Annotated in this window: 19 protein-coding genes; 17 read left to right on the top strand and 2 right to left on the bottom strand. The window is 54.1% G+C overall.

The window, feature by feature from the left end; all coding sequences use genetic code 11:
• The first annotated feature begins 31 nt into the window (after positions 1 to 31).
• The 5 genes from NNL38_RS11755 to NNL38_RS11735 are packed head-to-tail and all read left to right on the top strand — an operon-like array spanning position 32 to position 4,311.
• The gene (locus NNL38_RS11755) at positions 32 to 1,180 is read left to right on the top strand and encodes a protein-glutamate methylesterase/protein-glutamine glutaminase (RefSeq protein ID WP_255388221.1); all 1,149 of its coding nucleotides are present in this window, start codon (positions 32 to 34) and stop codon (positions 1,178 to 1,180) included.
• 10 nt (positions 1,181 to 1,190) lie between these two features.
• Positions 1,191 to 1,970 carry a ParA family protein gene (locus tag NNL38_RS11750; protein WP_255388220.1) on the top strand — a complete coding sequence of 260 codons (780 nt, stop codon included), beginning with the start codon at positions 1,191 to 1,193 and terminating at the stop codon, positions 1,968 to 1,970.
• Entirely contained in the window at positions 1,960 to 3,360 is a 1,401-nt protein-coding gene (locus NNL38_RS11745) for a chemotaxis protein CheW (RefSeq protein WP_255388219.1), read from the top strand. The genes NNL38_RS11750 and NNL38_RS11745 overlap by 11 nt, the downstream gene beginning before the upstream one ends.
• A 22-nt stretch (positions 3,361 to 3,382) precedes the next feature.
• The gene (locus tag NNL38_RS11740) at positions 3,383 to 3,877 is read left to right on the top strand and encodes a chemotaxis protein CheW (protein WP_255388218.1); all 495 of its coding nucleotides are present in this window, start codon (positions 3,383 to 3,385) and stop codon (positions 3,875 to 3,877) included.
• Positions 3,877 to 4,311: a DUF2802 domain-containing protein gene (locus NNL38_RS11735; protein WP_255388217.1), complete on the top strand. Its 435-nt coding sequence runs from the start codon at positions 3,877 to 3,879 to the stop codon at positions 4,309 to 4,311. The genes NNL38_RS11740 and NNL38_RS11735 overlap by 1 nt, the downstream gene beginning before the upstream one ends.
• Before the next feature lie 43 nt (positions 4,312 to 4,354).
• Here NNL38_RS11735 and NNL38_RS11730 read toward each other — a convergent pair whose 3' ends face one another.
• Positions 4,355 to 4,648, bottom strand: a complete 294-nt coding sequence (locus tag NNL38_RS11730) for an EscU/YscU/HrcU family type III secretion system export apparatus switch protein (protein WP_255388216.1) — start codon at positions 4,646 to 4,648, stop codon at positions 4,355 to 4,357.
• Positions 4,649 to 4,658: 10 nt separating this feature from the next.
• On the bottom strand, positions 4,659 to 5,492 hold the full coding sequence (locus tag NNL38_RS11725; protein ID WP_255388215.1) for a hypothetical protein: 834 nt from the start codon (positions 5,490 to 5,492) through the stop codon (positions 4,659 to 4,661).
• Between the two features lie 117 nt (positions 5,493 to 5,609).
• On the opposite strand from NNL38_RS11725, the gene ccmA reads away from it, so the two are divergent.
• The 12 genes from ccmA (at position 5,610) to NNL38_RS11665 (ending at position 14,621) form a co-directional block, all read left to right on the top strand.
• Positions 5,610 to 6,266 (top strand): cytochrome c biogenesis heme-transporting ATPase CcmA, encoded by a 657-nt coding sequence (gene ccmA, locus NNL38_RS11720; RefSeq protein ID WP_255388214.1) that lies wholly within the window; start codon positions 5,610 to 5,612, stop codon positions 6,264 to 6,266.
• Positions 6,263 to 6,931: a heme exporter protein CcmB gene (gene ccmB / locus NNL38_RS11715; protein ID WP_255388213.1), complete on the top strand. Its 669-nt coding sequence runs from the start codon at positions 6,263 to 6,265 to the stop codon at positions 6,929 to 6,931. Before ccmA ends, ccmB begins: the two co-directional genes overlap by 4 nt.
• 234 nt (positions 6,932 to 7,165) lie before the next feature.
• On the top strand, positions 7,166 to 7,897 hold the full coding sequence (locus tag NNL38_RS11710; RefSeq protein WP_255388212.1) for a heme ABC transporter permease: 732 nt from the start codon (positions 7,166 to 7,168) through the stop codon (positions 7,895 to 7,897).
• Positions 7,898 to 7,904: 7 nt separating this feature from the next.
• A complete protein-coding gene (gene ccmD, locus NNL38_RS11705; protein WP_255388211.1) occupies positions 7,905 to 8,111 on the top strand; it encodes a heme exporter protein CcmD in 207 nt (68 codons plus the stop codon).
• Positions 8,108 to 8,593, top strand: coding sequence for a cytochrome c maturation protein CcmE (gene ccmE, locus NNL38_RS11700; protein WP_255388210.1), 486 nt, complete (start codon positions 8,108 to 8,110; stop codon positions 8,591 to 8,593). The genes ccmD and ccmE overlap by 4 nt, the downstream gene beginning before the upstream one ends.
• Complete coding sequence (locus tag NNL38_RS11695) at positions 8,590 to 10,575, top strand: heme lyase CcmF/NrfE family subunit (RefSeq protein ID WP_255388209.1); 1,986 nt, start codon at positions 8,590 to 8,592, stop codon at positions 10,573 to 10,575. The genes ccmE and NNL38_RS11695 overlap by 4 nt, the downstream gene beginning before the upstream one ends.
• Positions 10,575 to 11,129 (top strand): DsbE family thiol:disulfide interchange protein, encoded by a 555-nt coding sequence (locus NNL38_RS11690; protein ID WP_255388208.1) that lies wholly within the window; start codon positions 10,575 to 10,577, stop codon positions 11,127 to 11,129. The genes NNL38_RS11695 and NNL38_RS11690 overlap by 1 nt, the downstream gene beginning before the upstream one ends.
• Positions 11,129 to 11,635 carry a cytochrome c-type biogenesis protein gene (locus tag NNL38_RS11685; protein ID WP_255390630.1) on the top strand — a complete coding sequence of 169 codons (507 nt, stop codon included), beginning with the start codon at positions 11,129 to 11,131 and terminating at the stop codon, positions 11,633 to 11,635. Before NNL38_RS11690 ends, NNL38_RS11685 begins: the two co-directional genes overlap by 1 nt.
• Positions 11,632 to 12,855 (top strand): c-type cytochrome biogenesis protein CcmI, encoded by a 1,224-nt coding sequence (ccmI, locus tag NNL38_RS11680; protein WP_255388207.1) that lies wholly within the window; start codon positions 11,632 to 11,634, stop codon positions 12,853 to 12,855. The genes NNL38_RS11685 and ccmI overlap by 4 nt, the downstream gene beginning before the upstream one ends.
• A 74-nt stretch (positions 12,856 to 12,929) precedes the next feature.
• The gene (locus NNL38_RS11675; protein WP_255388206.1) at positions 12,930 to 13,745 is read left to right on the top strand and encodes an MlaA family lipoprotein; all 816 of its coding nucleotides are present in this window, start codon (positions 12,930 to 12,932) and stop codon (positions 13,743 to 13,745) included.
• Positions 13,746 to 13,748: 3 nt separating this feature from the next.
• Positions 13,749 to 14,291, top strand: coding sequence for an elongation factor P hydroxylase (locus NNL38_RS11670; protein WP_255388205.1), 543 nt, complete (start codon positions 13,749 to 13,751; stop codon positions 14,289 to 14,291).
• A 60-nt stretch (positions 14,292 to 14,351) separates the two neighbouring features.
• On the top strand, positions 14,352 to 14,621 hold the full coding sequence (locus tag NNL38_RS11665; RefSeq protein ID WP_255390629.1) for a YfcL family protein: 270 nt from the start codon (positions 14,352 to 14,354) through the stop codon (positions 14,619 to 14,621).
• Positions 14,622 to 14,741: the final 120 nt, after the last annotated feature.

Below are 14,741 nucleotides of genomic sequence, written 5' to 3'. Positions count from 1 at the left end.
GGTAACTCATATATCACGGGATAGAAACGACATGGCAGTAAAAGTATTGGTGGTGGATGATTCGAGTTTTTTCCGCCGCCGTGTCAGCGAAATTATTAATGCCGATCCACGACTTGAGGTGATCGGCAGTGCTGTGAATGGTAAAGAAGCAGTTGAACTCACCCGTAAGCTGCAGCCGGATGTTATCACGATGGACATTGAGATGCCGGTGATGGACGGCATTACGGCTGTGCGTGAAATCATGCAGCAGACGCCGACGCCCATCCTGATGTTCTCTTCCTTGACCCATGAAGGGGCGAAAGCCACCCTCGATGCGTTGGATGCCGGGGCACTGGACTTTCTGCCGAAGAAATTTGAAGACATTGCCCGTAACCGGGATGAAGCGGTCAGCCTGCTTCAGAAACGCGTCGGGGAGCTCGCCCGCAAGCGTCTGCTGATGCGCCGCCCGGCGCGTCCGGCCATCAGTGCTGCGGCAGCGCCGGCAGCCGATCGGGATATCCGCAAGCCTTTGGCCGGCCATACCAGTGCTGCAACCACGGCGGCACCGGCTCGTCCGGCGGCGCGTGTTGCACGGCCGGCTGCACGGTTTAAAGCGTCCGGAAAGAAATATCAGCTGATGGCGATTGGCACCTCGACCGGTGGACCGGTGGCGCTGCAGAAAATTCTCACCAAGCTGCCGGCTAATTTTCCGTATCCGATTGTCCTGATCCAGCATATGCCGGCAACGTTTACCGCGGCGTTTGCCTCACGTCTCAATAACCTTTGTAAGATCGGGGTGAAGGAAGCCGAAGATGGCGACACCCTGAAACCGGGGATGGCCTATCTGGCACCGGGCGGTCAGCAGATGATGCTGGAAGGTCGTCCGGGGGCTGCCCGGCTCCGGATCCTAGACGGGGGCGATCGGATGAATTACAAGCCCTGCGTCGATGTGACCTTCGGCTCGGCGGCCAAAGTGTACCATGACAAGGTGCTGTCGATGGTTCTGACCGGCATGGGGGCCGACGGGCGTGAAGGGGCTCGGATGCTGAAAGCGAACGGCTCCACGATCTGGGCCCAGGACGAAGAGAGCTGTGTGGTGTACGGGATGCCGCAGGCGGTTGCGAAAGCCGGGATTTCCAGTGAAGATCTGCCGCTTGAGCGGATTGCCGAACGGATCCTGGTTGAGATCGGCATGGCCTAGGGAGCACGCTTTGATCGTTTGGAGCATTGCCAATCAGAAAGGCGGGGTCGGGAAAACGACGACGACCGTGAGTCTGGCTGGCCTGTTGAGTGAACGTAATCAGCGGGTGTTGCTGGTGGATACCGATCCGCATTCATCGCTGACAACGTACTTAAATTTTGATGCTGATGCCGTATCGGCCAGTCTGTTTGACTTGTTTCAATTGCAGGAGATATCGCGCGATACGGTCAAACCGATCATTTTGCCGACCCAGTTCAAGAACATTGATATTATTCCGGCGCATATGTCGCTGGCGACGCTGGATCGGGTGATGGGAAACCGTGGCGGGATGGGGCTGATCCTGAAAAAGGCGCTCCAGAGCCTGGCCGAGGACTATGATTATGTCCTCATCGACTGCCCGCCGATCCTAGGGGTGATGATGGTCAATGCATTGGCTGCCAGTGATCGGATCCTGATCCCGGTTCAAACTGAGTTTCTGGCCATGAAAGGGCTGGAACGGATGATGCGGACTTTGCAGATCATGCAAAAATCCCGTGCGTCGAGCTTTCGGGTCACGATTGTCCCGACCATGTATGACAAACGAACCCGCGCCTCGCTGCAAACGCTGCAGGAATTGAAAGTGCGGTTTCCTGAGCAGGTCTGGGCATCGGCGGTACCGATTGATACCAAATTCCGTGATGCCAGTATCAAGCACATGCCGCCGTCGTTGTATGCGCGGAGCTGCCGTGGGGTTTTTGCCTATAAAACTTTGTTAAATTATTTACAGCGCCTGGAGCAAGATGAACGATAAACAGCCTCTTTCCAGTGAACAGGCGCTGGATGATTACTTTTTTGATCTGCTGGCGGAGCCGGCAGAGGAAGCGGCGCCAGAGCCAGAAATTGTCCCTGTCCCGGATGAGCCCTCGAAAGCGACGCCTCAGGAGCCGGCACAGGATGACACCTTGGCCTCGCTGCCGGGTGACGCGCGTGAAGTGGCCGAATCGGCGTCCCCTGAAGAAACACCTGATGAATTGGAAGATCTGAGTGCAGCGATTGAAAAGACTGAACCAGATGCTTCATCTGTAATGTCTGCCGAAGACAATGCGGTGATGGATACAGAAGCCGCTGATGCAGCTACGTTCCGTGAGAGAGACAGTGATACTGCTGAAGGCCATCAAACGCCGACAGCTTCTGAGCCGGCCGCGCCGTTTGACTTTGATTGTCTGAGTGAGGCCAGCGCTGAGGATGAAGCGGTCGTTGCGGCCAGCAAGCCGCTGTCTGTCGCGCTGGACTTGTCGGCGCCCGCCGGGAATGTGTCGGGGTGGGCACCGCAGCCGCAGGCCCAGCCAGCCTCCCGGGAATGGACGCTCCCGGATACCGCGCCGGAAACGGTCACCTTTGCCGATAAGCCGGATTTGGAGACAGTGCAGCGTCTGCTCAGCCAGGTCGGCCAGTTGTCGCCGGATCATGAAACGCAGGTTGAGACAGATCTTGCGGTTGCGGTCGAGCTTGCTGACGTTGCACCGGAGATCACAGCGCCGGAGAGCATTGAGCCTGAGGTTACCTGGGACGATGTGTTTCGGGAAGAAGCTGAAATGTCCCAGGCGGTTACGGCAGAAACGGCCGTGCCGAGTGCTGAACCGGAAGTTCTGGCGACTGAAGCTGAGGTGGATGAGCCTGAGATCGAAGTTGCACTGGAAACCCAGGCCGGCGAGAATGAGCCGCCACAGATTTGGCAGGCGGGGCAGGACTTGGGCGCTGAGTTTCAGGCACTGTTTTTTGAAGTCAATGGTGTGGTTTTTGCCGTGCCGTTGACGGAGCTGGGGGGGATCCATCAGCTCACCCAGGTCAATAATTTGCCGGGGCGGCCGCCTTGGTATTTAGGGTTGATGACAAATCGTGAGCACCAGCTCGATGTGGTCGACACCGCGCGCTGGGTCATGCCGGAAAGGCTGAGCTCTGATGCACATCAGGAAGATTATCGCTATATCGTGATGTTGGGGGAAAGTAAATGGGGGCTTGCGTGCCATGTCCTTCATGGAACTGAAACCCTGACAGCACAAAGTGTTCGTTGGCGGGAGCAGGCGGGTAAACGCCCGTGGCTTGCCGGAATGGTTAAAGAAAAAATGTGTGCTCTAATTCATGTTAACGAACTAATATCTATGCTGAATGCGGGCTTAGATGTTAAGAGTGTAATATGAGCAAGGCCGAAGAGGAAACAGCATGTCTCAGGTTAGTGTAGCCGAAATACAGAAAGAAGACGGGAACGATCAGGTCCTGCAGTGGGTCACCTTCCAGCTGGAAGATGAAACCTACGGCATTAACGTGATGCAAGTACGCGAAGTCTTGCGTTATACCGAAATTGCGCCGGTTCCGGGGGCGCCGGATTATGTACTGGGGATCATCAATCTGCGTGGGAACGTGGTGACGGTGATTGATACCCGTGCCCGCTTTGGCCTGATGCCAGGCGAGACGTCTGATAACACCCGGATTGTGATCATCGAAGCTGAAAAGCAAGTGATCGGGATCCTGGTCGACAGTGTTGCGGAAGTGGTTTACCTACGCAGCTCTGAAATCGACAGCACGCCGAGTGTGGGTACAGAAGAGAGTGCCAAGTTTATCCAGGGCGTCAGCAACCGTGACGGTGAGCTGCTGATCCTGGTTGACTTGAACAAACTGCTGTCTGACGAAGAATGGGATGAGATGGCGTACCTGTAATGCTGGAACAGGTTCTGCAATGGGTTCCTTTGGTGGTTGCGATGCTGGCAGTCATCTTGGCATGGCTGCTGGTGAGCCGTGAACGCAAGGCCCGACAGGCGCTCGAAGCCAAGTTTGCCGCGACGGAGCTGGTTCTGAAAAACTCCCGCCAACAGTACGAAAGTTTGTTGAAGCAGTTTAATGAGCTGCGTGCCGGGACAATTGGGATGAGTCAGAAACTGGCGGACATGGCTGAGCACCTGGAGGTGCTGGATGACCGTCAGGGGGAAATGGCAATGCTTGACCCAGACGGTAAGCTGTACAGCCGTGCCAGCAAAATGGTGGAGCTGGGTGCTGATGTCAATGAGTTGATGGAAGAATGCGATTTGCCTAAGGCTGAAGCTGAGCTGTTGTTACGATTGCAACAGAAAATGGCTCAGCCCCGGCGCCGTTAACCGAAGTCTGCCATCAAGGGGGCTGGCAACTTAGCGTGTAGGCTTACACTTGCTCATCAATTCCTGAAAGCCCTTCCCATCCGGGAGGGGTTTTTCCGTTCAGGAGCCAGGAAAACGCAATCAGCTCTGCGATGATACGATACAAGCTCTCGGGGATTTCATCCCCTTCCTCCAGATTATTCAGGAAGTCGCTCAGGGCTTTGTCTTCGTGGATCAAGCCGCCCTGTTGTTTCACTTGGGTAATAATGTGCTCGGCGAGCTGATCATAGCCTTTGGCGGCGACGGTCGGCGTTTGGACGCCATCATAATGAAGCGCAATTGCACGTTTATTGGTCATTGTGATACCTCTACACCCGGATCAGTAGCCCTTTGCTTTCTGGTTGAGGTGATTCGGGTTGGCGGAGTTTAAATTGTGTGGTGTCGCAGCGGATCCCCATGGTGGTGAGGCGCTCAGTTAGCAACGGCGTGAGTGATTGTGCCCGTTTTAGCAATTGCAGGTTGTCACATTCAAACCCGAGGCTCAGTTTGTGCTGATCCCATAATGCGGTGGCGAAGACGGTGTCTTTCTCGCCAACCGGTAGTGCGATCCGAACAGTCCATCGTGGCGGTGCCGGCTTGCCGTGTCGCGTTTGTTCTGCGTCTTTCTCGATGGTCAGTTTACTCTCACGACCGTCTGGGTGCAGTAAGGGCAGTTGCAATACAACTTGTTCTGTCTCTTTGTGGGCCGGGGCCAGCCGTTGCTCGGCAGACAGCCGGAGCATCGCCTGAAATTCTTCTTTTAGCTCAGGCGTCAGTTGCATCAGCCATTGATGGAGCGGGCTGCTTGGCTGGTTGCTCTGGGCCAGCAATTGGGCCAACGGTTGTTTGCCGGCGCCCTGGCGCAGCCATTGGATCAGGGCTGCCTGATTTTCCGGCATCAGGAGCTGGGCCATTGCCTGGGTGAATACCGGCGGTGGTGTTGCGCTGGTGTGCGTGCCGTGTGCAATAAAAGTTGTAAAAAATCGTTGCAGCACATTCATTTGCTTGAGCAGGTTCCTCAGTTGCGGGATCTGGCTCTGGGGGGATGAAATGGTGCTAACTGTTTGAGGTATTTTATGATTTACCTCTGTCGCCGTCGTTTTTTTCAGCTTTGACGTTTCACTCGGGGTGAAAGCGGTGTGCTGGCTGTTATCGATACGCATAGATGTCACATTTAATGATCTTGGTGATAGAAGTATCCCATAGGGTGTCTAACATAATCGCGATCCAGTGTGGTAATATGCCCGCTAAATTGTGACACCTAGGATACATCATTTCATATGTTATCTGTACAAGAGTTAAGCTGTGTCCGCGATGAGCGGGTCTTGTTCGATGATTTAAACTTTTCTGTGTCATCGGGCGAGCTGGTTCAGATAGAAGGGCACAACGGCGCCGGTAAAACCACCCTGCTGCGGATTATAGCCGGTCTTGGGCGGGCAGATAGTGGTGATGTGTTATGGCACGATGAAAAAATCGAATCTGCCCGGGAAGACTATTATCAGGCACTGCTGTTTCTCGGCCATCAAACCGGGGTGAAACGGGAACTGACCGCTTATGAAAATCTGGCCTATTTCCAGGCCATGCACAGTGAAAGCGACACCGCGACCCTCCAGGGCCAGGCCCAGGTGTCTGGAAAGGAGGATTTATGGCAAGCGCTGGCCCATGTTGGCCTGGCCGGGCGTGAAGATGTCCCGGCCGGGCAACTCTCGGCCGGGCAGCAGCGCCGGGTCGCCCTGGCCCGCCTGTGGATCAGTAATCATCCCCTGTGGATCCTCGATGAGCCCCTGACAGCAATTGATAAGCAGGGGGTGAAAGTGCTTGAACGGCTGTTTCTGTCCCACGTTGAGCGGGGCGGAATTGTATTGCTGACGACCCATCAGGATATGTTTACCGACAGCAATCACCTTCGAAAAATTAAACTGGGTAGCCGTTCATGATGTATGCAATTGTACAGGTGATCCGCCGTGAGCTGCTGATCGCTTTTCGCCGCCAGGCGGATGTGTTCAATCCGTTGTGGTTTTTTATTATCGCCATTACTTTATTCCCGCTGGGGGTTGGCCCGGAACCGAACCTGCTGGCCCGGATTGCGCCGGGGATCATCTGGGTTGCGGCGTTGCTGGCGGCCTTGCTGTCTCTGGAGCGGCTGTTTCGCGACGATTTTGTCGACGGCTCGCTGGAACAAATGCTGATGATGCCGACCCCGTTGCCGGTGCTGGCATTTGCCAAGATGATCGCGCACTGGATGCTGACCGGGTTGCCTCTGTTGCTGATCAGCCCGCTGCTGGCGATTTTGCTCTCACTCGACTGGCAAACCTGGCTGGCTGTGGTGCTGACGTTGCTGGTGGGCACGCCGACCCTGAGCTTTCTCGGAGCGATAGGGGTGGCGCTCACAGTGGGGCTGCGTAAGGGCGGGGTGCTGCTGAGCCTGTTGATCCTGCCGCTCTATATTCCGGTATTGATTTTTGCGACCTCGGCGATTGATGCAGCCAGCCTGGGCATGGCATATAACGGTCAGTTGGCGTTGATGGGCGCGATGTTGGTCGGATCGGCAACCTTGTCTCCATTTGCTGTCGCAGCTTCGCTACGCATTAGTGTGCAATAAAAGATTACAATTACACACACATCAAAACCGTCTCATGAGACAAAATCTCGTGCGACAACTTTGAGCGAGAACAAGGAAGCGGCAGATATCGCAGCGATTACCCTTAAAGGGGTATTTTGCTTTCGGTACACTGGCTGAATGATCAGGTCATATGCTGAAGCCCTGTTCCCCCGGCTGTGAGCAATGGGCCGGTAATAAACGTATTCATTACTATTACACAAGTAGAGCAGAAATATGTGGAAGTGGTTACATCCCTACGCGAAAGCTGAAAATTGCTACCGTCTGTGCGGTACGTTATTGCCCTGGTTTTCTGTGATTGCCTTCTCGGCTATTCTTGCCGGTACCCTTTGGGGGCTGATGTTCGCGCCGACCGATTATCAGCAAGGTGACAGTTTCCGGATCATCTACCTGCACGTCCCGGCAGCCATCTGGTCTATGGGCGCGTATATGTCGATGGCGATCGCCGCCTTTATCGGGCTGGTGTGGCAAATTCGATTATCGGATATGGCGGCTGCGGCGATGGCGCCGATTGGTGCGGTCTTTACTGCGATTGCATTGCTGACCGGCGCAATCTGGGGGAAACCCATGTGGGGCGCCTGGTGGGTGTGGGATGCTCGCCTGACTTCTGAGTTGATCCTGCTGTTCCTATACTTGGGGGTGATCGCTCTCTATAGCGCCTTTGATGATCAAAAAACGGCTGCTAAGGCGGCCGGTATTCTGGCGATTGTCGGGGTGATTAATCTGCCGATTATTCACTTCTCGGTAGAGTGGTGGAATACCCTGCACCAGGGTGCGACAATCACCAAGTTTGATAAGCCTTCAATCGACAGCTCAATGTTGTGGCCGCTGCTGCTCAATATTGTTGGTTTTGCCTGTTTCTTCGGTGCGGTGACTCTGATCCGGCTGCGGAATGAAATTATTACCCGGGAAAGCCACCGTCCGTGGGTACGTGAATTAATGAAGTGAGGCCATTATGCATTTTGACTCTTTCAGTGACTTTCTGGCGATGGGCGGCTATGCCTCCTACGTTTGGGCCGCCTACGGGATCTCTTTTGCAGCTTTGCTTTGGATCTTACTTTCAAGCCTGGGCAAGACGCGCCGCCTGTCGGCCGAGATCAAAAATAAAATCGCTCGTGAGCATCGGATTAAAGCAGCGAAAAAACTGGAGAACACACTATGAACCCGAGACGGAAAAAGCGCCTGACGTTAATTGTAGCGTTGGTAGTGGGCCTCGGCGCAACGGTTGGTTTAATGCTTTATGCTTTGAATCAGAATATGGACTTGTTCTATACCCCGACCGAACTGGTGCAGGGAAAACCGGATGGCACCAAACCATCGGTCGGTCAGCGACTGCGGATTGGGGGCATGGTGGTGGATGGTTCGGTCTCTCGCGATCCAAATTCACTGAAAGTGAGCTTCCAGGTTGCTGATGTTGGCCCGGCGGTGACGATTGTGTATGACGGTATTCTGCCGGATCTGTTCCGTGAGGGGCAGGGGATTGTCGCCCAGGGGGTTCTGGTTGACGCAACGACGATTGAGGCGCATGAAGTGCTGGCCAAGCACGATGAAGAGTACATGCCGCCAGAAATTGCCGAAGCGATGAAGAAGACCCATGAACCGCTTCAATACACTGAAGCGCAGATGCAGGGAAGTGTTCAATGATTGCAGAATTAGGGCATTTCAGCCTGATTATTGCCCTGGGGCTGTCGCTCTTGGTCAGTATCTACCCCTTATACGGTGCATCTACCGGTAACTCAACCTTAATGCGGATGGCGCGGCCGCTGACCTATGGGATCTTCGGTATGTTGCTGTTGTCGTTCGTGATCCTGTGTTACGCCTTCTACAGCAATGACTTTACCGTCGGTTACGTCGCCAGCAACTCGACCAGTATTTTACCCTGGTACTATCGGATCACTGCGGTTTGGGGGGCCCATGAAGGCTCCTTGCTGCTGTGGGTATTGATCCAGGCAGCCTGGGCAGCAGCGGTAGCGATGTTCAGCCGTGGCATGCCGCAAGAGTCGGTCTCCCGCGTACTGGCCGTAATGGGGATGATTTCGGTCGGCTTTTTGTTGTTTATCATTCTGACCTCGAATCCGTTCCTGCGTACCCTGCCGTACTTCCCGGTAGAAGGGCGCGACTTGAACCCGCTGTTGCAGGATCCGGGCCTGATTATTCACCCGCCGATGCTGTATATGGGGTATGTCGGGTTCTCGGTTGCCTTCGCCTTTGCGATTGCGTCGCTGATGACGGGACGTCTCGATACCGCCTGGGCACGTTGGTCGCGTCCGTGGACGATTGCGGCCTGGTCGTTCCTGACGCTGGGGATCGCACTGGGTTCATGGTGGGCTTACTATGAGCTTGGCTGGGGCGGCTGGTGGTTCTGGGATCCGGTGGAAAACGCCTCCTTTATGCCATGGCTGGCCGGGACCGCGCTGATGCACTCGCTGGCCGTGACTGAAAAACGCGGTACCTTTAAAGCCTGGACCGTCCTGCTGGCGATTTCTGCCTTCTCCCTGAGTTTGCTGGGTACTTTCCTGGTTCGTTCCGGGGTGCTGGTGTCGGTTCACGCATTTGCATCCGATCCGGCGCGGGGGATGTTCATTCTGGGCTTTTTGATCGTGGTGATTGGTGGCTCCTTGCTACTCTATGCCCTGCGGGGCGGCCAGATCCGCTCTCAAGGTAACTACAGCCTGCTGTCGCGGGAAAACCTGTTGTTGGCCAATAACCTGCTGCTGGTCGCCGGCTTGCTGGTGGTGCTGATCGGCACCTTGCTACCGTTGGTGCATAAACAAATTGGCCTGGGCTCGGTCTCTATCGGGGTGCCGTTCTTCAATACCCTGTTCACCTGGCTGATGATCCCGTTTGCTTTCTTCCTCGGCATCGGTCCGCTGGTGCGCTGGAAGCGTGACAAGATGGCGAACCTGAGTAAGCAGATGATCATCTCTGCGGTGATCACGGTGCCTTTATCCTTCGCGCTGATTGTAGGTTTGACGGATCATCTTGAGCCGATGGCCGTGCTGGGGATGGTGATGGCCATCTGGATCATCATTATGCACGGCTTCGAACTCTATGAGCGTGCGACCCATCGTCACACGCTGATGGCCGGGCTGGGCAAACTCGGCCGCAGCCACTGGGCCATGGTGCTGGGCCATATCGGCTTGGCGATCTCGGTGATTGGGATCACCTTGGTGTCGAACTACGATATCGAACGAGATGTTCGCCTGGCACCCGGCGAGACGGTGACACTTCAGAACTATGAGTTTCATTTTGATGGCTTGCGCGATGCCGATGGTCCGAACTACGACGGCTACATTGCTGATATCAGTATACGTCGCGAAGGCAAAATGGTGACGGTGCTGCATGCTGAGAAACGCTTCTACAGCGTGGCTGGCTCAATGATGACCGAAGCGGCGATTGATAGCGGTGTGACCCGCGATCTCTATGTTGCGCTGGGAGAAAGGCTGACCGATGATGCCTGGGCGATCCGCATTTATTATAAGCCGTTCGTGAACTGGATCTGGTTTGGTGCAACCCTGATGGCACTGGGCGGGGCTCTGGCGATCAGCGACAAGCGCTATCGCTTCCGCAAAACGGCCAAAGCAGCGCAACAAGCGAAGATGACCCGAGAAGCTGAGGTTCACTGATGAATAAGAAATTGTTATTTATTCCATTGGTCGCGTTTCTGGCCCTGGCCGTGGTACTGATGATCCAGCTGACTCGCAATGCCGAGGGTGATGATCCGACCAAGCTGGAATCTGTGTTGGTCGGTAAGCCGGTGCCCTCCTTTAAGCTCGAGGATCTGGTGGAAGCCGGAAAACTGTATGAGCAGGATATTTTTAAAGGGGAGCCGTTGCTGCTCAATGTCTGGGCGACCTGGTGCCCGACCTGTTATGCCGAGCACACCTATCTCAATGAGCTGGCGGCTCAGGGCGTGAAAATCATCGGCCTGAATTATAAAGATGAGCGGCTGAAAGCGGTGCGTTGGCTTAATGATCTGGGCAACCCGTATATTCATAGCCTGTTCGATGGTAACGGTATGCTGGGGATGGATTTGGGCGTCTATGGTGCGCCGGAGACGTTTCTGATTGATGCCAACGGGATCATCCGCTATCGCCATGTCGGAGATGTCAATGACCGTAACTGGACTGACACGCTGGGGCCGATGTACCAGGAATTACTGGAGGAGGCCAAAGGATGATGAAGCAATTCGCAGCGTTGCTGTTTGGACTGAGTCTCGTGCTTGGGGCGGCTTTGCCGACGTCCGCAGCCATTGATGTTTATGAGTTTGAGAGCGCTGCACAGGAAGATGACTTCCATGAGCTGACCGCAACGTTGCGCTGTCCTAAGTGTCAGAACAACAGCATTGCAGATTCCAACGCTGAGCTGGCCAAAGATATGCGCCAGAAAGCATTTGAGATGCTCAGTGAGGGCAAAAGCAAGCAGGACGTGGTGGACTATATGATTGCCCGCTACGGTAACTTTGTCACTTATGATCCCCCGTTGATGCTTTCGACGATCATTCTGTGGCTGGGGCCTTTGTTGTTTATTGTCATTGGCTTTACTGTGCTGGTGGTGCGCTCGCGTAAAAGCAGCGCGGCCAAATCATCAGCGACCATGGATGCTGCAGAAGCAGAGCGACTGAAGTCGTTGCTGAATGAAATGGAACCCTTAAAACCAAATCACGACGGGAAGGTGAAGAAATGACGTTGTTTTGGCTAGTAACCGTCGCTTTGGTTTTACTGGCGGCCCTGATTTTTGTCGCGCCGGTCTTTTTCGGTAAGGCACAGGATGATACCGCCAGCCGTGATGAGTTAAACAAGGCATTTTTTAAAGACCGGGTCGGCGAGCTTGAATCTGAAGCCAGCGAGGGCCTGGTCTCCAATCGTGAAGAGCTGGTGTCTGAGTTGCAGCAATCACTGCTTGATGATGTTCCGGCGAACTCGGATCAGCGCACAGCTAAGAGCAGTCCGGCGATTTTGATCCCGGGACTTCTGATCCTGGTTGGGGTCAGTTATGGTGCTTACCTGAGCGTCGGCAGCATCGATAAAGTCGACAGCTGGCAACAGACGGTGCAGCAGCTTCCGGAGCTGTCAAAGCGCCTGATGCAGGGCAATCAGGGCGAGCCACTGACCGATCAGGAAATGGATGCGATGACGCTGGGCTTGCGTACCCGTTTACATGAAACGCCGGATGATGCCACGGGGTGGTTGTTGTTGGGTCGTATTGGGATGGCCAATCGCGATGCTGATACGGCGCAGGGGGCGATGAAGCGCGCCTATGCGCTGGATCCGAATAACCCGGAAGTTCAGCTCAGCTATGCTCAGACGCTGATGATGATTGGCGATCCGGCACAGAGCGAGCAAGCTCGCCGCTTGTTGAAAGCTGTGGTCAAGCAAGATCACACCAACTTGCGTGCGATGTCGCTACTGGCTTTTGATGCATACGAACGCGCAGACTATGAGCAGGCGGTGTCTTACTGGACCATGATGAAAAACCTGATTGGTGACCAGGACTCGCGTGCGCAAATGTTGACGCGCAGTATTGAGCGGGCACAGGCACAGCTTCAGGCCGCAAACAATGCAGCTAATAGCGATGCCTCTGTGGCGGTGAAGATTGAGCTGGATCCGACGGTGAATCTGCCGACTGAGGGCGTGGTAATTGTGTCGGTTCATTCAGCAGACGGTGCCCCGATGCCGGTTGCGGCGCGGCGGATCCCACTGTCCCAGTTCCCGATCTCTCTGACTCTGACCGATGGGGACAGTATGATCCCGGAGCGGCAGATGTCTTCGCTGCCGAGCATGATCGTGAAAGCACGGATTGATACCGACGGCAATGTGATGACCAAACAGGGTGACTGGTATGGTCAGAGTGACGTGATCCCTCTGGGCGGTTCAACCAATGTCCTGATCAATAAACAATACTGATCACAACACTGGCACAATTCGAGCAGGCTGGATATCATTGTCCGGTCTGCTTTTTTGTTTCATAGGGTATCTCATTGAAAAAAATAACATTACTCACTTTTTTATTCGCATTGTTGCTCACAGGATGTGCTGAGACACCCAACGATGACACCGTAAGCACGGTGGATGCAGAAACCAATGCGGAGTTGGCTGAAGCAGGCCCGGCTTATAACGTCGAAGGGACGTATGATCCCTTTGAAGGTTTTAACCGCACGATGTGGGATTTGAATTATAACTACCTTGACCCATATATCGCGCGTCCGGTGTCGCTGGCTTACGTTGACTATGTCCCTTCACCGTTACGAACAGGCATTCGCAACTTTCTTTCTAACCTGGATGAGCCGGCCAACATGGTCAACAGCATCATCATGCTCGATGGCGAGCAAGCGGTCACTCACTTCAACCGGTTCTGGATCAATACCGTGTTCGGGATTGGTGGCCTGATCGATATTGCCTCGGCCGCCGATATTCGTAAACCCGCCGAGCCTGGCTTTGGCGATGCGATGGGTTATCACGGCGTGCCGAACGGTCAGTATTTCATGGTGCCTTTCTATGGCCCGACCACTCTGCGTGAAGGGACCGGCGATTATGTCGATGGCTTGTACTTCCCGCTGAGTTTACTGACTTTCTGGCAAAGCCTGGGTAAATGGGCCTTCGAAGGAATGGAAGATCGCGCAGCACTGGTCTCTCAGGAAGCGATGCTGAAAGATTCACCGGATCCGTACCTCTTCACCCGTGATGCCTATATCCAGAACCGTAACTTCCGCGCGAGCGGTGGCGAGTTGGAGTTGGAAGAGCCACAGGATGAAGAGTACCTGGACGACTTCCTGGATGAGATTAATGAGTTTTAAGTCATGCCACACAACTGCATCGATTTGATTTCTATTTTCAATCAAACTTTTTTAGAAAGTTACAATACCGAACTGGTTCGCGGTACCGATGAACCGATTTATCTGCCAGCGGATGAGGCACATCCGCATCACCGGATTATTTTCGCCCACGGTTATTTTGCCTCGGCCATGCACGAAATTGCGCATTGGTGTATTGCCGGTTCCGAACGCCGGTTGTTGGAAGACTACGGGTATTGGTATGAGCCGGATGGCCGGACGGCAGAAAAGCAGGCTGAGTTTGAAAAAGTCGAAATCAAACCGCAGGCCGTGGAGTGGATTTTGTCAGCCAGCTGTGGATTTCGTTTTCAGGTCAGCTGTGATAATTTAAGCGGCAGCTGTGAGCCGGATCGAATTGGCTTTACGCGAAAAGTGCGCGAGCAGGTGTTGCGCTATCTCGAACAGGGGATACCTGAGCGGGCGAAGATTTTATCGGAGGCACTCCGTGAACACTACCAGATTGATTCGCTGCGCCCGGCAGATTTTCCTGAGCCGGTACTTGCGCTGTAGCGTCAGCCGCATACAATCTCCGGGTCCAAAATTCCTTTGAATGAAGAGTTACTGAACATGATGATCCAGCAATACGAAGAGAAACTACTGACGTTGATTGATCAGACGGTAGAAACCGCATCGGATGATGAGCTGTTTGCTGGCGGGTACCTGCGAGGTCATATTTCGCTTTCAGCTGCAAATTGCGAACTCGAAGGCATCACTGATGTGGCGCAGATGAATACCCTGGTTGAACAAAGTCTCTCTGATGCACAATCAGAACTAGCACCAGCGGATCAGGTGATCGTTAAAGAAATGTGGCTTCAACTGCAGCAGTCGGCGACTGCATAGCTTGTGTGATCACAGAATCAGTTGAATAAGCTTAATGAAAAAGTGCTAATTGATAGCACTTTTTTATTAATGAATGCTAATTATTTGTACTCAAATACTTACGCTTATAATCTGAAGATC

This window comes from Photobacterium atrarenae, from assembly GCF_024380015.1.
Classification (GTDB): domain Bacteria; phylum Pseudomonadota; class Gammaproteobacteria; order Enterobacterales; family Vibrionaceae; genus Photobacterium; species Photobacterium atrarenae.
This window is presented reverse-complemented; position numbering and strand designations above follow the sequence as displayed.